20 protein-coding genes are annotated in these 17,875 nt (G+C 68.3%); 12 read left to right on the forward strand and 8 right to left on the reverse strand.

The window, feature by feature from the left end; all coding sequences use genetic code 11:
- The first annotated feature begins 155 nt into the window (after positions 1-155).
- From VGP60_RS08600 to VGP60_RS08610, 3 genes are all read left to right on the forward strand, one after another.
- A complete protein-coding gene (locus tag VGP60_RS08600) occupies positions 156-548 on the forward strand; it encodes a hypothetical protein (RefSeq protein WP_327547363.1) in 393 nt (130 codons plus the stop codon).
- Positions 549-847: 299 nt separating this feature from the next.
- Positions 848-2,128, forward strand: coding sequence for an alpha/beta fold hydrolase (locus VGP60_RS08605; RefSeq protein WP_327547364.1), 1,281 nt, complete (start codon positions 848-850; stop codon positions 2,126-2,128).
- Entirely contained in the window at positions 2,065-2,253 is a 189-nt protein-coding gene (locus VGP60_RS08610; protein WP_327547382.1) for an alpha/beta hydrolase, read from the forward strand. The genes VGP60_RS08605 and VGP60_RS08610 overlap by 64 nt, the downstream gene beginning before the upstream one ends.
- A 43-nt stretch (positions 2,254-2,296) precedes the next feature.
- Here VGP60_RS08610 and VGP60_RS08615 read toward each other — a convergent pair whose 3' ends face one another.
- Positions 2,297-3,898 carry an alkaline phosphatase D family protein gene (locus tag VGP60_RS08615; protein WP_327547365.1) on the reverse strand — a complete coding sequence of 534 codons (1,602 nt, stop codon included), beginning with the start codon at positions 3,896-3,898 and terminating at the stop codon, positions 2,297-2,299.
- A gap of 276 nt (positions 3,899-4,174) precedes the next feature.
- Here VGP60_RS08615 and VGP60_RS08620 point away from each other — a divergent pair, with 276 nt between their 5' ends.
- The 7 genes from VGP60_RS08620 (at position 4,175) to VGP60_RS08650 (ending at position 10,637) form a co-directional block, all read left to right on the forward strand.
- The gene (locus VGP60_RS08620) at positions 4,175-4,624 is read left to right on the forward strand and encodes an ATP-binding protein (RefSeq protein ID WP_327547366.1); all 450 of its coding nucleotides are present in this window, start codon (positions 4,175-4,177) and stop codon (positions 4,622-4,624) included.
- Positions 4,625-4,883: 259 nt separating this feature from the next.
- Entirely contained in the window at positions 4,884-5,084 is a 201-nt protein-coding gene (locus tag VGP60_RS08625; protein ID WP_327547367.1) for a hypothetical protein, read from the forward strand.
- On the forward strand, positions 5,060-5,503 hold the full coding sequence (locus tag VGP60_RS08630) for a TetR/AcrR family transcriptional regulator C-terminal domain-containing protein (protein ID WP_327547368.1): 444 nt from the start codon (positions 5,060-5,062) through the stop codon (positions 5,501-5,503). Before VGP60_RS08625 ends, VGP60_RS08630 begins: the two co-directional genes overlap by 25 nt.
- A gap of 140 nt (positions 5,504-5,643) precedes the next feature.
- On the forward strand, positions 5,644-6,573 hold the full coding sequence (locus VGP60_RS08635) for a catechol 2,3-dioxygenase (protein WP_327547383.1): 930 nt from the start codon (positions 5,644-5,646) through the stop codon (positions 6,571-6,573).
- 66 nt (positions 6,574-6,639) lie between these two features.
- On the forward strand, positions 6,640-7,134 hold the full coding sequence (locus tag VGP60_RS08640) for an OsmC family protein (RefSeq protein WP_327547369.1): 495 nt from the start codon (positions 6,640-6,642) through the stop codon (positions 7,132-7,134).
- Positions 7,135-7,192: 58 nt separating this feature from the next.
- Positions 7,193-7,669 (forward strand): YkvA family protein, encoded by a 477-nt coding sequence (locus tag VGP60_RS08645; protein WP_327547370.1) that lies wholly within the window; start codon positions 7,193-7,195, stop codon positions 7,667-7,669.
- Between the two features lie 397 nt (positions 7,670-8,066).
- Positions 8,067-10,637 (forward strand): ABC transporter substrate-binding protein, encoded by a 2,571-nt coding sequence (locus tag VGP60_RS08650; RefSeq protein ID WP_327547371.1) that lies wholly within the window; start codon positions 8,067-8,069, stop codon positions 10,635-10,637.
- Positions 10,638-10,647: 10 nt separating this feature from the next.
- Here the strand turns inward: VGP60_RS08650 and VGP60_RS08655 are convergent, their stop codons facing one another.
- The 6 genes from VGP60_RS08655 to VGP60_RS08680 all read right to left on the reverse strand — a co-directional run bounded on the left by VGP60_RS08655 (position 10,648) and on the right by VGP60_RS08680 (position 15,562).
- Positions 10,648-11,016: an HPF/RaiA family ribosome-associated protein gene (locus VGP60_RS08655; RefSeq protein ID WP_327547372.1), complete on the reverse strand. Its 369-nt coding sequence runs from the start codon at positions 11,014-11,016 to the stop codon at positions 10,648-10,650.
- A 98-nt stretch (positions 11,017-11,114) separates the two neighbouring features.
- On the reverse strand, positions 11,115-12,287 hold the full coding sequence (locus VGP60_RS08660) for a cytochrome P450 (protein ID WP_327547373.1): 1,173 nt from the start codon (positions 12,285-12,287) through the stop codon (positions 11,115-11,117).
- Positions 12,288-12,328: 41 nt separating this feature from the next.
- Positions 12,329-13,132, reverse strand: a complete 804-nt coding sequence (locus tag VGP60_RS08665; protein WP_327547374.1) for an ABC transporter permease — start codon at positions 13,130-13,132, stop codon at positions 12,329-12,331.
- Positions 13,129-14,088: an ATP-binding cassette domain-containing protein gene (locus tag VGP60_RS08670; RefSeq protein ID WP_327547375.1), complete on the reverse strand. Its 960-nt coding sequence runs from the start codon at positions 14,086-14,088 to the stop codon at positions 13,129-13,131. The genes VGP60_RS08665 and VGP60_RS08670 overlap by 4 nt, the downstream gene beginning before the upstream one ends.
- Positions 14,089-14,118: 30 nt before the next feature.
- A complete protein-coding gene (locus tag VGP60_RS08675; RefSeq protein WP_327547376.1) occupies positions 14,119-14,970 on the reverse strand; it encodes a DUF4097 family beta strand repeat-containing protein in 852 nt (283 codons plus the stop codon).
- Positions 14,971-15,037: 67 nt separating this feature from the next.
- On the reverse strand, positions 15,038-15,562 hold the full coding sequence (locus VGP60_RS08680; protein ID WP_327547377.1) for a toxin-antitoxin system HicB family antitoxin: 525 nt from the start codon (positions 15,560-15,562) through the stop codon (positions 15,038-15,040).
- Between the two features lie 206 nt (positions 15,563-15,768).
- Here VGP60_RS08680 and VGP60_RS08685 point away from each other — a divergent pair, with 206 nt between their 5' ends.
- Together VGP60_RS08685 and VGP60_RS08690 are read left to right on the forward strand one after the other, a co-directional pair.
- Complete coding sequence (locus VGP60_RS08685; protein WP_327547378.1) at positions 15,769-16,023, forward strand: hypothetical protein; 255 nt, start codon at positions 15,769-15,771, stop codon at positions 16,021-16,023.
- 80 nt (positions 16,024-16,103) lie between these two features.
- Entirely contained in the window at positions 16,104-16,610 is a 507-nt protein-coding gene (locus VGP60_RS08690; protein WP_327547379.1) for an SRPBCC family protein, read from the forward strand.
- Here the strand turns inward: VGP60_RS08690 and VGP60_RS08695 are convergent.
- Entirely contained in the window at positions 16,604-17,335 is a 732-nt protein-coding gene (locus VGP60_RS08695) for a S1 family peptidase (protein ID WP_327547380.1), read from the reverse strand. The two genes, VGP60_RS08690 and VGP60_RS08695, sit on opposite strands and share 7 nt — an antisense overlap.
- Positions 17,336-17,875: the final 540 nt, after the last annotated feature.

A 17,875-nucleotide genomic window follows, 5' to 3' on the forward strand; every position in this document is an offset into this window, starting at 1 on the left:
TCACGACCCGTGGTGCCACATCCACCACTCCAATGGCTGATTTTCCCCAACCCACCCGAGCGAGACCGACGGCACGATTCGACTTTTCACGGCCGAACCGCAGGTGAACACCACATACCCCCGACTGACTAACAGTGATCACACAGGAACAATGAGTGTCGACCCCCGCGACCACGCGCCACCCGAGGAGCACCACGCCGTTGATCGAACTCGGATTGTCGCGCGCCGCCCGCTCCCTGCTCGCCGTCCTGGCGGTCGCCCTCACCGTGACGGTCCTGTGGCTCTGCCGTCGCGCCGCCCTGAGTGAAATACGAAGGCGTCCCGGCGCCGAGCCGGGCATAAGCAGCGTCTTCGAGCGCCCGACGATGGTCCTCCCCGCACCACAAAGCCTTGCCAAGCACCGGATCGCGCGACGCGGGCCGCAGGCGAGCCCGGATCGCGCGTACTGCGCGGAATCCGACCGGGGAATGTACTCCCGCCGCGCCGATCGACGCTGGACCCGCGACCTCGTGGACCACGACATCCAGCGCCACGACAAGGCGTCATAGCCTCACTCGTAAACGCTCACGACATCAGCGTTGCGCCGGCTCCGGTGCCTTCATCGGAACACAGGGGAAATCGCTGGGATACAACGAATGTTCCTTCGACAGCGCGCACAGCTCAATTCCCCCCGCCAGTTCCACACTTTCCGGGATGCTGAATCCCGCGACGCCGATCAGGGTCCAGGTGGTTGCTTGCCGGCGTCGGCTGATTCCCGGGCCAGCTCGGGAGTCCACAGGGCGTCGACAGGCTTCACCCGCGCGCCGGGTTTCTCGGTAGGGTCGCTCCACGACGAAGCGGAGAGCTTGTGCGGCCGATCACGCGGATACTCGCGGCACTCACGACCGGTATGACCCTGGTGATCGGCGTGGGTGCGGCGAACGCCGAACCCACCGGGCCGCCGCCTTCCATCGCATGGGCGCCGTGCCCGGAAAATCCCGAGGGCGAGTGCGGGACGCTGCGCGTGCCACTGGACTGGAACAGGCCGAAAGGCGAGGGCATCGATCTCGCGGTGGCACGCCACACCGCCACCGACCCGGCCCGACGGCTGGGCGTCCTGCTGGTCGACCCGGGCGGCCCCGGCGGCTCGGCGGCCGAGTTCGCGCTCTCCGGCCTCTTCAGTCCCGAGATCCGGGCTCGGTTCGACATCGTCGGCATCGACTCGCGGGGCACCGGGAACAGCCTGGCGATCCCCTGTGGCGACCTGATGACCGAGCAGCCCACCAACTACCCCGCCGACGAAACCGGGTTCACCGCGCTGCTGCGGTACAACCAGCGCGTGCTCGAACAGTGCCGCGAGCGCAGCGGGCCGATCTTCGACCACGCGGACAGCGGCCTCGTCGCCGAGGACATGGACGCGGTCCGGCGGGCGCTGGGCGAGCGGAAGATCAGCTACTTCGGCCTTTCCTACGGCACGGTGTTCGGCCAGCAGTACGCCGAGAAGTTCGGCGACCGGATCCGCGCGATGGTCCTCGACAGCATCGTCGACCACAGCGTGGGCACCAGGCGCTTCATGGGCGAGCGGGCCGAGGCCGTGGACGACTCGTTCGCTGAGTTCGCCCGCTGGTGCGATCGCACGGTTTCCTGCGCGCTACACGGCCAAGACGTGTTCGGCGCCTGGGAGACAGCGCTCGTCCGCGCGGACGGGCAACCGCTCGGCAGGCAACGGCTGATCGACTCGGTCTACGGATCGCTGCGCGGCCCGGACTGGGCCGGGACCGCAGACCTCATCGCCACCACGATCACCCAGGATCCCCTCGCGGCCCGCTCCTTCGAACCCAACTACCAGTCGGTCCGGCTGGCGACCGTCTGCCAGGACTTTTCCTTGCGCATCAAGAACTTCCAGGAGTACTCACGGCTGCGCGCCGAAGAGCTCCGCCGGTCACCGCTCATGCGCGGCAGCTTCATCGGCCACGACGAAGCCACCGCGTGCATCGGCGTTCCCGGGCCGCCCGCCAACCCGCCACACCGCCTGGACATCCGTGACGCACCTAAGATCCTGGTGCTCAACGGCGACACGATCCCATCACCCCGTACGCCTGGGCGGTCGACGTCCGCCGGCAGGCGCCGCGCGACACCGCGCTGCTGACCTACGAAGGCTGGGGCCATGTCGCCTATCCCCGCAGCGCCTGCACGCGCGGCGGCGTCGACGACTACCTGCTCACGCTGAGGGTCCCCGCGCAGGGTTCCAGCTGCCCGGCCGCCGAACCGTGACCGGTCCGGCCAGGATCACGCGACCCCGGCCGGACCGGTCCGATCAGCGCTGGACCGCGCCGGGTCGGTCGTCGTCGATGACGAAGGTCGCCCGGGTCGTGATCGGGGCGCCCGGCTGGTTGACGTACTCGACCGTCCGGTAGTCGGCGGTCCATTCGGAACGGGTGACGACGTTGCGCACGTAACCCCGCTTGCGGTTGATGAACTTGAAGTGCGGGTTTTCCGCGAGCTGGACGGCGTCGCCCGCGTTCTGCTCGGTCCCGTTGCCGCCGGAGGTGATCGAGGTGCCGACCAGTTCGGTGGCGACGGTGGCCGAGGCCGGGTCGGTGAAGTCCGCCTTGATGTCGGAGACGTAGCTCGCGTGCACGTCTCCGGTGATCACGACCGGGTTGCTCGCCTTCGCCAAGTGGTCGCGGACGAGGTCCCGCTCGACCTGGTAGTTGTCCCAGGCGTCGTCGCTGAAGGTCGCCGCCGCGCCCGCGGTGAAGTCGCGCTGGGAGAAGAAGACCTGCTGTGCCAAGACGTTCCAGCGGGCTGTCGGCCCCGCGAGCCCCTTCAACAGCCAGCTCTTCTGTGCCGCGCCGAGGATCGTGCGGGCCGGGTCGGCGCGCTGGGGGCCGGGGACCTGGTCGCTGCGGTACTGGCGGGTGTCGAGCAGGTGGAAGTCGACGAGGTCGCCGAAGGTGAGCCTGCGGTGGATCCGGATGTCCGGCCCGCTCGGCCGCTGCGCGCGGCGCAGCGGCATGTGCTCGTAGTAGGCCTGGAAGGCCTGGGCCCGGCGCTGCCGGAACACCGCGGGATCGGCGTCTGGCTCGCCGTCGACCTGCGAGATGTCGCCTGCCCAGTTGTTCTCCACCTCGTGGTCGTCGAACACCACGGCCCACGGGAAGGCCGCGTGCGTCGCCTGGAGGTCGGGGTCGGTCTTGTACTGGGCGAGCCGGATCCGGTAGTCGGCGAGCGTCCAGGTCTCGCCCACCGGCGCGTGCCCGCGGCCGATGGTGCCCTGGGCGTTGCCCTCGTAGATGTAGTCGCCGAGGAAGGCGACCAGGTCGAGATCCTCGTGCGCCATGTGGGCGTAGGCGTTGTAGAAGCCCTCGGGGTAGTTCTGGCAGCTCGCGAAGGCGAAGGCGAACCGGTCGAGGCGGGCGCCGGGCCGGGGCGCGGTCTTGGTGCGGCCGACCGGGCTGATCTCGCGCCCGGCCCGGAAGCGGTAGAAGTACTCGGCGCCCGGGCGCAGGCCCGACACCTCGACGTGGATCGTGTGGGCCTGGTGGAGCCAGGCCACCTCGGCCCCGGCCGAGACGACGCGCCGGAAGTTCGCGTCGGAGCTGACCTCCCACTGCACCGGGACCGGCCTTGAAGGCATACCGCCCAAGCCGTCTTCCGCGAGCGGGTTGGGCACCAGGCGTGTCCACAGGACCACCCCGTCCGGGAGCGGGTCACCGGAGGCGACACCGAGCTTGAACGGATCGCGCACCGCCCAGCCGGGACCGCCCGTCTCCGTCGCCGCGGACGCCGTGCCGCCCAGCCCGGAAGCGGTCAACGCGGCCGCGCCGAGCACGGCGGTGCCCGCCAGCAGGACCTGACGGCGCGAGGGTGGAACAGCGGAATCGGTCGGTTCGGGGGGACCGGAGATGTCGGGCATGCAGCACCTTTTCGACGGATGTTCTCCACTGCGGTGGGAGGTATGCGCACGTTAGGTTCGCCGGATTGCCGGGCCGCGACATCCGGGTGGCCGGACGATGTATCCAGGGCGTAGCCGAAGAAATCCCCTCCGGCCGTTGGACGCGACGGGCTTGGCCGCAGGTTCCGCTGGCCCACTTCGAGGTGAGTTGCGGTTCAAAGTCTCCCAGCCGGGGTAGGAGCAGAGGCAGACGCCTTCGGCAGTGAGGGCTCGGACCCCCGGGAGGTGGCTTCGTCGATGCCGAGTTTCGCCGAAGACGCCGACCCTGCCGCTTGGGCGCTGGACCTTCGCGGGACGGGCGTTCCCGCACTGGTGCACGTTCGCCGCTGGGCCGCGAGAACACTGAGTGCGCTCGACGACGCCCATCTCGGGGACGTGATGCTGGTCGCCACCGAACTGGTCACCAACGCCTACGACCACGGCGACGGTCCCCTGCGGGTGCGGATGAGCCACACCCCGACGCCGTGCCAGGTGCTGATCGAAGTCGACGACGGCTGCCTGACCCACCCCGTCCTCGTACGGCCGGAAGACGCTGAACCCCATGGGCGGGGCATGCTCATCGTGAACAAACTCGCGAAGGCCTGGGGCGTGGTCGAACATCCGGCGACCGGCGGCAAAACCGTCTGGGCACGGATCTCCTGCGACGGCACCGACCGCACCCCCTGCGTCGCGACAGCCGCCGGTTAAGCCAGGGCCGCGAGGAGCAACACGAGGACCGATCCGGCGATGACGACGGTGTGGCGGATGTTCTGCAGGATCGGCATGACCCAGGTGGGGAACCACTCTCGGCGGCTTTGAGCAGTGCCTTCACGTCGATGCCTTTCAGCATCGGGTCGCCCTTGCGGGCGAACGCGGCCGCCACGGATTTCGCCGCGGTGACCTGGCTGTAGAGGATCTTGTTGTCGGCCAAGACTGTGACGGGCACGCCCTGGCGCCGGAGTTCCGCGTGGGCGTTGGCCGTGGCGGTGGCTCCGTAGCGCTGACGCACGAGCGGGATGCTGACGAACGCCAGCGCGATGAGAAGTTGCAGGACAGCCTGGTCCGGCTCGCCACCGACGAGGTCTGGACCGAGCTCGACCTGCCCGACTCGACGCTGTCGGCTGGCGCACCGCCGCGACGGCGATGGCCGGCGACCTGCACGCGATGATGACCCGGCGTCCATGGCTGGTCCAGGCGCTCGCCGGCCACCTCCTGTACGGACCCGGCAAAGCGCGCCACGACGACCACACCCTGGCCGTGTACGAAAAAGCGGGATTCGCCGGCGCCGACGCCGACCAGGCTGCCGCCACGGTCTTCATGTTCGTGCTCGGCAACTCCGTCGGCGCCTCCGCGACGGTCGCGCTGACCAGGCAGCACAACCGCGACGGCGGCGACGGCGGCGACGCCGAGCAGCTGCAGCACGACACCGTCGCACAAGCCGGCGACATCGCCAGGAAGTTCCCGCGACTACGAGCCCGCCTCGACGGCGCCAGCGGAACCGCCTACAACGCCGCGCCGGACAACAGTTTCGAGTTCGGCCTCAACGCCATCCTCGACGGTTTCGAGGGCAGGCTCGCCGCGCGCTGAACCGAGTCAAAACTGAGTCGAACCAAAACGGCCGCAGCCCTGGCGCCCACATTGTCAACAATCAGGTCTACAATCTCCTTGCCCGGAAGCCGTTACAGGCCAACGTCTTCCCCAGCCGCAAGGAGCCGGTCATCAACGACATCGCCCACCTCGGCCACGTCGAACTGCTCACCCCCGAACCGGAGCGCAGCCTGCGATTCTTCACCGACGTCATGGGACTGACCGAAAACGGCCGTGACGGCGACTCGGTGTACCTGCGCACGTGGGACGACTACGAGCACCACAGCCTGAAACTGACCGCGCACAAGACCTCCGGCATCCGCCGGACAGCGCTGCGGGCCGCGAGTCAGGAAGCCCTCGAACGACGGGTGAAGGCCGTCGAGGCCGCGGGACTCGGGATCGGCTGGATCGACGGGGACACCGGGATCGGCCCGACCTACCTGTGCACCGATCCGGACGGACACGAATTCGAGCTCTACTGGGAAAGCGAATGGTACGAACCACCTGAGGAGCTCCGGCCCGCACTGAAGAACCAGGCGCAGGCCTACCCGGGGCGGGGTGTGGGCGTGCGGCGGCTCGACCACGTCAACTTCCTCGCCGCCGAGGTCGAACCGAACGGCGGCTTCGTCCGGGACGTCCTCGGCGGCCGGGTCACCGAACAGATCCGGCTCGACAGCGGCACTATCGGGGCGCAGTGGCTGCACTTCACCAACAAGTCCTACGACCTCGTCTACACCGGTGACTGGACCGGCAGCCGCGGCCGGCTGCACCACATCGCCTTCGCCACCGATACCAGGGAGGACATCCTGCGGGCGGCGGACATCTTCCTCGAAAACGACGTGTTCATCGAGACCGGGCCGCACAAGCACGCGATCCAGCAGACGTTCTTCCTCTACGTCTACGAGCCCGGCGGGAACCGCGTCGAGCTGTGCAACCCGGGCGCACGGCTGATCCTGGCGCCGGACTGGCGCACGATCACCTGGACCGAACCCGAACGCTCCAAGGGACAGGCGTGGGGCCTGAAGACCATCGAGTCCTTCCACACGCACGGGACTCCCCCAATCGCCTGAGCGCTACCGGCGTCGCTGTCGGGCCGATAGCGTTCACCCGGCAGCCGACCGAAGGGAACAGTGCCGATGCCGAAGACCCATCACTACGAGGCGATCGTGCGGTGGACCGGGAACACCGGCACGGGCACGACCGGCTATCGCGGCTACGCCCGGGACCACGAGATCAGCGCGGACGGCAAGCCGGTGATCCTGGGCACCGCCGATCCCGCCTTCCGAGGGGTGCCGGAGCGGTGGAATCCCGAGGAGCTCCTGGTCGTCTCCCTCTCGCAGTGCCACATGCTGTGGTATCTGGCGCTCTGCGCCCAGGACGGCATCGTGGTGACCGGATACTCCGACAGCCCGACCGGAATCATGGCCGAGACCGCCGACGGGGGCGGCCGGTTCGAGGAAGTGGTCCTCCGGCCCCGGGTGGTCTTGGCCGACGACACCGATACGGAGCGGGCGGCCGCGGCGCACAAGCGAGCCCATGAGCTGTGCTACATCGCCAATTCCGTCAACTTCGAGGTCCGCACCGAACCGGTCTTCGTCAGTGACGTCGACAGCGTGGAGACCGAGTCGTAGCCCACGCTGTGCGCTGATCATCAGGCCCGGCCGGGTTCCGGGCCCTACCATGGTGGCTATGGCGTTCTTAGGCGGTTTGCTCGCTCTGCTGGGGTTGGCGACCTCGCTGTTCCGTGACGCCGAGGTGCTCGGCATCCCCCCGCTGGGGCTGGGTATCGGCCTGCTCGCGCTGGGCGCGGTCCTGGTCGCGACCGGTCTGCTGCGGCGCGCGGCGAAGCGGCGGCACCGGATCGTCACGGGCGAACCGGAACCGGTCGGTTCGGTTTTCGCCAGGGCCCGTGCCCTGCCACGGCTTCTGCGCTCCGGGCGCAAAGAGGGCTACCCCGGGTTGCCGAAAAGCCGGATGGCGTTGTGGGGTTTCGCCGTGGTCTACCTGATTTCGCCGATCGACGTCCTGCCCGAGTTCCTGCCGATCATCGGCGTGACCGACGACGCCGGGGTCGCGGTTTGGCTGCTCACCAGCATTTCCGCCGCGTCGGGGCTCTTCCTCCGCTGGGAACGCGACCGCGCGAAGCTCCCGCCGCGCTCCACCTGACAGGTCCACCCGGACCGAGTATCCCTGTCACTCCTAGGAACGCGGGGGTACTGCCGCCCTCCTCCCGAAGGGCGGACCGTGGGTGTCACGGCAGGTTTCCCCTGCCGTTGACGACACGGAAAAGCACAAAATGACCTCCGCCACCACGCCCGGCGGATCCAGAACAGGCCGTGGCCGTCCTGCGTGAAGCGATCGAGCTGGGCAGCACCCATATCGACACCCACCTGGATTCCCGTAGCATTCCTCAGCACACCGGGCACGACGAAATCGGGGGGCCGCGCCAGTGTTCGTGGGTTTCGACGCATTCATAGACTTGCTGCAGGTTTTGGTGAAGCGACCGAGGCGCGGCGAGACCCCCTCGAGAGAACGGGGAGTCGAGCCCCGCTGGGGCCTTCCGATGCTGGGCCTGGTCCGGGACGCCGGCGCCCAGCCCCTTTTGCTCGCCGTGCGCGAATACCTGGTGCACGCCCGGCCCACCAGGATTCCGCACGCCTGGCACGAATACGAACCCGACGAGGACGCGGAATCCGCCGCCGCCCCCGAAACCCCGGACGAACAGGTGGGCTACACCGATCTCGACCAGGTGGCGGCCGTCCTGTTCGAACTCTCGAAGCAACTGGCTTCCGGCGGGCACAAGAAGTACGGCCGTATCGCGTTCCGGCGCTTCGAACTCGCCCGGTGGCTGATGAAGCTGCGGCTCGTCGCCGACCACGTCGACAACGAGGCCGAACTCAAAGACCACATCCGGTCCTTCGAACGCGCACGCCGGAAACGGAAACCACCCGAAGACGGTTTCGGGCAGGTGCTGACCGGCTCGGTTCCGCCGTGGGCCCGGATCGTGCTCTGGCTGATCGCCCCGTTCTGGCTGGGGTGGCGGTTTCGCCTCGGCCCCAAATACCGCTGGTTCCTCCGCCAGTCCTATCTCGCCCCGCACGATCCCGGGACGTTCCTCGGTTTCGCGCAGCGGCTCACCGGCAGGCTGGGGGCCGAGCCGGGCCGGAGGACCACCGACGAGGATCCCGGGCAGCTGCTCGACCTGCTCGTCAACGCGTTCCTCGAAGACGTCCGGCGCGCGTATCGGCGGGGCTGGTGGCGGCCACGGGCCGCTCGCCGCACCACGTACACGGTGATCCTGCTCGACCGGATCACCCGGCGCAACGGCGGCTACCGGCTGCTCGAGACGGTCAACCGGATCCGCAACGAAACCGGCCTGTTCGACCCGCTGCTGTTCATCAGTGGCAGCAGGAAAGTGCCGCCCGACGCGCTTCCGCTGCGCGCGACCCACCGGAACATCCGGGACATGAGCCAGGCTGTCCGCGCCTACGAAGAGTGGAAAGACCGCTTCGCCGACGCCAGCCGGACGCGCCAGCCCGCCGCTTGGTACCTGCCGATCCAGAGCTCCTTGTCGGCCGAGGCCGAGGCCGAGATCCAGCCCCCGGCAGGCAAGCTGAAAGTGCCCGCACCGCCGATGTGGTCGCGGGCCACGGTCCTCACCACCGCGTTCGTGGTGCTCGCGCTCGCGGCCGGCGGTGTCGTGATCTCTTTGCTCCGCGCCGATTCGCGAGCCGAGAAGCAGTGGAGCCAGGCGCACTGCGACCTCGGCAGCGAGAACGCCGGCGCGAAGTACCTGGTCACCATCGGGAACGAATGCATCGGCTCGAGCGACGAGCCACTGCCGAGTTTCAACCAGCCCCCGGACCTGCTGGGTGTCCAGCAGGTGATCGCGAAACAGAACGACGAAGCCGAAAAGCTGCGTCAGGAGAATCCGGGCCGCCAGTTCGTCACCGTCGCCTACATCTCCGAAATGAGCGCCGCCGGGGACATCCTCTCCTCGGAAGTCGAGCGCCTGCAGGGGATCGCGGCACGGCAGCGTCGCCAGCTCGACGGGAACGTGGCCGATCCGCTGGTGCGGATCCTGTTCGTCAACGCCGGGCACGAAATGCGGCAAGGCCAGGTGGCGGCGAACATGCTGGGCAGGCGGATGGCCGACGACGAGTCCATCATCGGCGCGGTCGGACTGGCCGTCAGCAGCAAGCAGACCGTCGACACCATCAAAGCCCTTGGCAGCGCCGGGATCCCGATGATCGCGGCGCCACTGACCGCGGACAACCTGCAGAACGAGTCCCCGCTGTACTACCAGGTTTCCCCGCAGAACCGGCGTGAGGCCCAGGTCGCGGCGAGGTACACGCGCAACCAGCTCGGCGTCACCGGCAAGGTGGTCGTCGTGTCCGCGGACAACCCGGAGGACTTCTACGGCACCAGCCTGACCACCGACGCGCTCGAGGAGTTCGGCCGGGAAGGGTTCGCCGTCGAACCGCGGGTCTACACCCCCAGCCCGAAACCCGCGGTCCCGGACAAACCCAGCCCGCGCGACGTCGGCCAGCGCCTGTGCGGCACCGACGGACTCGTCTTCTACACCGGCAGGCCCGCCGACTTCGCCCAGCTGCTCGACGGTATCAACGGCACCTGCAGCTCGGCACCGCCCGCGATATTGGCCGGGGACGACCTTTCCCGCTATGTGGCCGATTCCAAGTCACGGGAACGTTTTCCGCAGATCCCGTTCGATTACGTGGCATTGGCGCTCGGGGGCCAGAACTGCTATTCCGGCGGCGATCTCAACAACGCGTTGAAAGAGCTGTTCCCCGAGCGCTGCGCCAGTCTTCGCGAGTCGTATCTGACCGACGACGCGCCCACCGCTTACGACGCCCTCACCGGGATCGTCGCGGCGGTGAACATGTTGCGGGGCACCAAGGTCACTCCCGGCGCGGTCTGGCACATGATCACCCGGATCACCGGCAGCTCCCGGATCGACGGTGCGAGCGGCATCATCGACTTCGGCCGGGAGGGTTCGCAGATCCCGCTGGACAAGTTCCTCGCGGTCATGCGTGTCCAAGGGGCCGTCACCCCGCAGGTCCGGGCGACCTGCGGGGAATACCGGGACCGGATTGCGGCCGTGTGGTGCCCCTGAGAGACCCCGGTCAGCCGGCCGGGTGCTTCACCGAGGCGCGGTGCCGACTGGGGTCACGCCGCGACTTCTGGTCCTCGATCTGGCGGATCAGTTCCTTACGGACCTCGGTGATCGCCTGGTAGAGATCGTGTCCGGCCGAGGTCGCGACCAGCTTCGGCAAGCCGGCGATGGAGGCTTCGAGGGTGACCCGCTGGTCGTTGCCGTCGCGTTCCTTGACCGAGATCTCGAGGTCGATCTGGTCCGGGTGCCAGCCGTTCAGGTGCGGGGCGAGCCCCGCCAGGGCTTTGGTCACCCATTCCTGGTCCGCCAGGCCGAAACCATGGTCGAGGCGCAGTCGTTCGTCCAAAACGCTCGTGGCCCCGCTTTCGCTGCTGCTCATCGCGGTTCCTCCTCTCCCGGCTGTTCGGACAACAGCCTGGGCCAGCCATCATCGTCCGTTTCGGCCCGGCTCGCAGAAGATCGTCATCCGGGAACCGGTTATGCCTGGTCCCAGGTGACGGGCAGCCGGTGGACGCCATAGATGCCCATCTCGGGCCCCCGCACCGGGACATCCTTCTCCGGAACGGCCAGGCGTAGCGTCGGGAACCGGGCGAACAGCGCGGGAAGGGCGACCCGCAGCTCGACGCGGGCCAGCTGCTGCCCGAGACACTGGTGGATACCGTGCCCGAAGGCCAGGTGCCCGGTGGCCTTGCGGCGCAGGTCGAGTGTGTCGGGGTCGGCGAACTTCGCCGGGTCGCGGTTCGCCGCCTGGACCGACACGGTGACGGATTCCCCCGCCTTGATCATCTGGCCGTCCAGCTCGACGTCTTCCAGCGCCGCCCGCACCCCGGTGTGGGCGACGCTCAGATACCGCAGCAGTTCCTCGACGGTCTGCTCGGCCATGCCCGGGTCGGCGCGCAGGGCGTCGAGCTGTCCGGGATGGCTCAGCAGCGCGAAGGTACCCAGCGCGATCATGTTGGCGGTGGTGTCGAGACCGGCGGCCAACAGGAACGCCCCGATGCCGGAGAGTTCGGCGTCGGTGAGGTCGCTGGTGGTCAGGTCGCCGAGCAGATCGTCGGTGGGATGGGCACGCTTGGCGAGCACCAGTTCCCCGATGTACTCCTGCAGCAGCCCGTAAGCGGCGAACTGCTCTTCCTCGGTGGCGTCGACGCCGCTCAACGCCACCGCGTGCCGCTGGAAGGATTCGCGATCGGCGTACGGCACGCCGAGCAACTCGCAGATCATGACCGCCGGGATGGGGTGGGCGTAGGCGGACACCAGGTCCGCCCCCGGGCCGCCGCGCTCCATGGCGTCGAGGTGCTCGGCGGTGATCTGCTCGGCGCGGCCGGTGAGTTCGCGCATACGGCGGACGGTGAACTTGCCGGTGAGCAGTTTCCGATAGCGGGTGTGCTCGGGGGCGTCGATCCCGGTGAGATCGCCGTCCGGAGCCGGGGGCATCTCGGTGATTCCCGTTCCCGGGAACGGATAGTGCATGAGCTCGTACCGCGAGGTGAAGCGGGAATCGCCCACCACCGCGCGGGCCTGGGCGTGCCCGGTCACCAGCCAGCCGACGTGCCCGTCGGGGTAGACGAACCGGCTCAACGGCCGTTGCTCACGAATCCGGGTCAGTTCTGCGGGCGGGTCGAACGGGCAGCCCGACGGCCGTTCCATCGGTAGCTCCGGGATTGGCGTCGCGACATCTCCTGTTGTCATCACGCACTCTCACGGTTGAAGAGTTTCTTCGACCAGAGGTAACCACCGAGGGCGATGACGACACACCAGCCGAGCGCGATCACGGCGTTGTTCCCGATCGGCTTGTCCATCAGCAGGCCCCGCAGGGTTTCGATGATCGGGGTGAACGGCTGGTACTCGGCGAACCAGCGCAGCCCGGCCGGCATGGAGTCCGTCGGGACGAACCCGCTGCCGAGGAAAGGCAGCAGGGTCAAGGGCATCGGCAGGTTGCTGGCGGTCTCGACGCTCTTGCTCACCTGGCCGAGCGCGACGGACAACCACGTGAGCGCGAACGTCACCGCGGCGAGGACACCGGCGGTCGCCAGCCACTGCATCGGGCTCGCGGCCGGGCGGAACCCGACGAGCAGCGCCACGCCGAGCACGAGCACCAAGCTGATCAACGTCTGGACCAGGGTGCCGATGACGTGCCCGGTCAGTACCGAAACGCGGGCGATGGACATGGTGCGGAACCGGGCGATGATGCCTTCGGTCATGTCCATCGCGACCGAGATGGCCGTTCCCTGAACGGCGGCGGCCACCGTCATCAGGATGATCGCGGGCGCGACGTAGTTGACGTACTCCGCGCGGCCGCCGACCGCGCCACCCGGGACAGGGGCGCTGAGCCCGGCTCCCAGTGTGCCGCCGAGGACGTAGACGAACAGCAGCAGGAAGATGACGGGCATGCCGACGAGCATCAAGGTCATCGACGGGTAACGGATCATGTGCCGGAGGTTGCGGCGCAACATCGTCGCCGAATCACTCAGGGCTTGCGTGCTCGTGGTCATGCGGTGGTCACCTCTTCGGTCTGGGGGTTTCCGGTCAGGGCAAGGAAAACGTCGTCGAGGTCAGGCGTGTGCACGGACAGCGTTTCGACCTCGATGGAGTCTTGGTCGAGCCGGTCGAGCATGAGCTTCAGCGCTTTGACGCTGCCGTCGGCCGGGACCTGCAGGGTGAGCGCGTCGTCGTCGCGGGACATCGGATCGAGGACACGGGCGGCCGAGTCGAGCTGTGCGGCGTCGGCGAACTGCAGGCGGACGTGCCCACCGGGGATGCGGCGCTTCAGCTGCGCCGCGGTGCCCTCGGCGACCAGCAGGCCGTGGTCGAGGACAGCGATGCGGTCGGCCAGTTCGTCGGCTTCTTCGAGGTATTGCGTGGTGAGGAAGATGGTGACGCCACCGGCGACGAGTTCGCGGACGATCTGCCACATGCCGCGGCGGCTGCGCGGGTCCAGGCCGGCGGTCGGTTCGTCGAGGAAGATCACCTCCGGGCTGCCGACCAGGGTCATCGCGAGGTCGAGCCGCCGCCGCATCCCACCGGAGTAGGTCGATACCAGTTTCCCGCCCGCCTCGACGAGGTCGAACTGTTCGAGCAGGTCGTCGGCACGCTTACGGCCGGTCGTCCGGCCGAGGTGGTGCAGGTCCGCCATCAGGATCAGGTTCTCGCGGCCGGTGAGCAGGTTGTCCACCGCGGAGAACTGGCCGGTGACACCGATCGCGGCACGGACCGCGTCCGGTTCGGACGTCAAGTCGTGACCGGCGACCGAGGCGCTGCCGCCGTCGGCACTGATCAAAGTGGACAGGATCTTGACCGTGGTGGTCTTGCCGGCGCCGTTGGCGCCGAGCAAGGAGAAAACCGTTCCCCGCGGCACATTCAGGTCGATGCCGGCGAGGACTACGTGGTCACCGAACGACTTGCGCAGTCCGGTAGCCACGATCGCCGGATGAAGCGGCGTTGTGGTCATGGAATTTTCCTTTCCCCAGAAATGGATTACTCAGGCGCGGCGGATGGTGATGTCGCCGAAGGACGTGTGGGCGCGCACCTCGACGGTGTCGCCGGAAGGCGCGGCGTCCTCGGTGGTTCCGGTGAGCGAGTTGTGCACGCGGCCGAAGCTGGTGTTGACGTCGAGCCAGGCGGCGGTGCCTTCGGTGATGCCGACTTCGAGGTCGCCCGTGGCGGTTTTGACCGTGACCGCGCCGCGGATCGCCTCGCCGACGCGGATGCTGCCGTTGGCGGTCTTGGCGTCGACCCGGCCGCCCAGCGCCCGGTTGATGGAGATGTCCCCGTTCGCCGCGCGGACCTGCACGTCGCCGGTGACCGTGCCGAGATCGGTGTTGCCGTTGGAGTTCTTGATGGCCGCGGTGCCGTCGATCTCGCCGACGCGCACCCTCCCCGTCCCGGTCGAGATCTCGGCGTCGCCCTCGGCCCGCTCCACGGTGACGTGACCGCCCGACGTGCTCACGCGCAGCGGGCCGGTGTGGTCGAGCCGGAGGTGGCCGGCGGAGGTCTTGAACCGGCACTCGCCGAGCCGGCCGGTGCTGCTGAAGTCGCCGACCGACGCGTCGCCGTGCACCCGGGAACCGGTGGGCAGCTCGATGGTGACGTCGACAGACCTGAGCTTCTTGGAGAAGTCGAGCACCCGGGATTTCGGGCCTTTGACCACGAGCGTCCCGTTCGCGTATTCGACGCGGGTCTGCTTGGCGGCCTTCACATCGGTGTCTTCGGACTCGTCGGTCGGGCGCACCTCGACGACGGTGTCGGTCCGGTCGGTGGCGGTGATCCGCACGTCGCCGACGCTCACGTCGATGGTGACGGTGATGGGTTCCGGCGTGTCGAAAATGGGCATAGCTGTCCCCTGTTCGTGTATCGGTTGACCGTCTCCGCAGGTGGGAGCGGTGAGAAGAAATGTGCCTCTAGCGCACCCAGCCGGTGACGCGCTGCGCGCCGCGTTTGCCGCCTTGTCCGGGTTGCCGTTCGCGGTCCGCCGGCTGCAGTGCGGCCGAGGAAACCCGGACGAGCCAGGCGTTGACCGAGCGCCCTTCCTTGGCCGCGGCTTCCTCGATCGCGGCCTTGAGCTGGTCGGGGAGCCGGAAGTTGATCCGCGCGGTGGCGCTTTCGTCGGTGATGGGCGGAGCGGGTTCGGGCGCCGCCGTACCGGCCGCGCGGCCGGCGGTGTCCTCGAACGGCTGGTCGGGCTGCGGTGCCCTCACGACGAAGTTCGGGTCGCGGCCGCGGAGGCGGACTTCGACCGAGCCCGGCGCCAGGTCGCGGGTGATCTCGTCCGCGGCCCCCGACAGCGCGTCCAGCAGCGTGAGGCGGATGGCCGAATCCAGCGACCCGGAGAGGCGCTCGACCAGCGCCTGGGCGTCGTCACCGCCGGTTTCGATCAGCGCCGCCAGCTCCCGGCCGAGTTTGTCCACGTACGTCGTCAGGTCCATGGCACCACTATGGCACCATCATGGCGCCATGACAAGTAGGAATGGCGCAAAGTGGCGCCACACTGCGCATCGCCGAGGTCAAACGCCTACTCAGGGCGACTCACCCTGCCGGGGCACTCGACTTCGCGCGAACCGCCAATCGACGCATAATCGAACGCATGTTCGAACAACCTCCTCGCCCGCCTGGCTCGAAGCACCTTCGCGCGGTGAGGCCTCCGCAGCCGGTGTGGGTCAACCTGGCCGTCGCGTATCCGGTCGAGCCTTCGCAGGCGTACGTGCAGGAGGGCATGGACCTGCAGGCGGTGGTGCCCGGCACGTTGAAGATGTGGGACCTGACCACCACCGGCCACTGGGTCGGATGGGCTGTCTTCGCCATCGGCAACAGCCCGGCGTCGCAATGGCTTCCGGCGGACGCGCTGCGTCCCCGCGCCGAACCCGGCCGCAGTGGATCGTCCCGGTGATGACCCGCGTCCTTCTCCTGGCGTGCGCACCCGCGTCCGCCACCTTGTCTGCGGCCACCCACGCTGACACCGTGGTGCGCGTGGAGCCGACAATCTCGCGCGGCGTGGACATCGCCGCCGACGCGCACGTGGTGTGGTCGATGCTGAGCGATCTGCCCCGGATGGGCTCGTACAGTCCCGAAAACGTCGGCGGCCGCTGGGTCGGCGGCCTACCCGGACCGGCCGTGGGCGCCAGGTTCCGTGGCGTCAACCGCAACGGCGCCAAGCAGTGGGAGACGAAGGTGCGCGTGGTCGCCTGCGATCCCCCGCGCCTGTTCACCTTCGACGTCCGAACGCCGTTCGGCGTCCGGGTGTCCCGATGGTCCTATGTGGTCGTGCCCACCGAGACCGGCTGCCGGCTCACCGAGAACTGGTACCGCGTGGGCAACTGGTTCATCCGCAGGTTCTTGGGTCCCCGCGTCACCGGGCGAGCCGACCGTCCTGGCTACAACGTCTCGTCGATCGAACACACCCTCGCGAAGATCAAGGCACACGCCGAAACGCCGGCTCCGGAGACCGAGGCCTCCGGAGCCGGACGGGATCAGTAGACGCTGACGCCGTAGACGCTGAGCGCTTCGGTCACTGGCTGATAGAAGGAATTCCCGCCGCTGGTGCAGTTTCCGCTGCCGCCCGAAGTCAGGCCCAGTGCGGTGCTCCCGGCGAACAGCGCGCCACCGCTGTCACCACCTTCGACGCACACCGTGGTGCCGATCATGCCGGTGACCGTGGTGCCGTCGGCGTAGTTCACGGTGACGTTGAGGCCCGTCACGTTTCCCCGGTGGAAACCGGTGGTGCTGCCACTGCGGCCGACGGTCTGCCCGACCACGGCGTTACCGGCGTTGGCGATGTCGCGCAGCGTGCCGTCGTAGAGGTTCACCGAACCGGGGCGGGCGATACCGCTGGTGTACTGGAAGAGCGCGTAGTCGTTGCCGGGGAAGCTGGTGCCCACGCGTGACGCGATGACCTGGCCGCCCGAGGTCGCCCACGTCGACGCCACGTTCCCGCAATGGCCGGCGGTGAGCAGGTAAGCAGTGCTGGTACCGGGCTTCTTCACGTTGAAGCCCAGCGAACAGCGGACTCCGCCGCCGGGCTCGGCGTCACCGCCCGCGATCGCGGACCGGTACTCGCCGCCGACCCGCTGCAGCCGCGCGGTGTCGCCGAGCCCGGCGACCACGGCGTTCAGCCGGTCGAGTTTCGCGCCGCCTGGGCGCCGGGAACGAAGATCATCGTGCTCGCGCACAAGGCAGCGAGCGCGGCGATCCTTGTCGTGCAACGGGAAAGGCTCATGGTGTCTCCCTGGACGTGGACACGGCTACGGCTACGGCGTGCCAATGAATGAGCTAATAGATATTTATTAGCATTGGTCTAAACCACGTAAAGCCTATGGCGAATCGGCGCGCGGAAACACCGACTAAAGAACCAACATTCAAAAGAGTCGTGAGTGACAACGAGTGTTATTGATGGGAAAGGCAAACGTGGTGTTGCTCGGGATGTCGCAAACGGCCCGTCAGCGACGTTGAGCGTCCCCAACGCCGCGTTTGCGACATCGCCGATCAACGGTGTGCAACCTGAAGCGGACCGTCGGGAGCGCGAACGGTCGTGCGGACGGTTCCGCTGGGCAGGTGGGTCGTGAGTGGCTACGAGTGTTCTAACACTTGTTGCCACTCACGAACCACCCACCCTGCCGCGCCCGGGCACCCGGTAGCCTGCGCGGTGACCTACCTCGCCGAGCCCGCGATGGCGGCCGCGTACGCCCGCATCGAGCGGCTGCTCGGCGATTCTCCCGCCACCACCTGAGCCCGCGGCACATCGG

The sequence above is a fragment of the Amycolatopsis sp. genome (assembly GCF_036008905.1).
Classification (GTDB): domain Bacteria; phylum Actinomycetota; class Actinomycetes; order Mycobacteriales; family Pseudonocardiaceae; genus Amycolatopsis.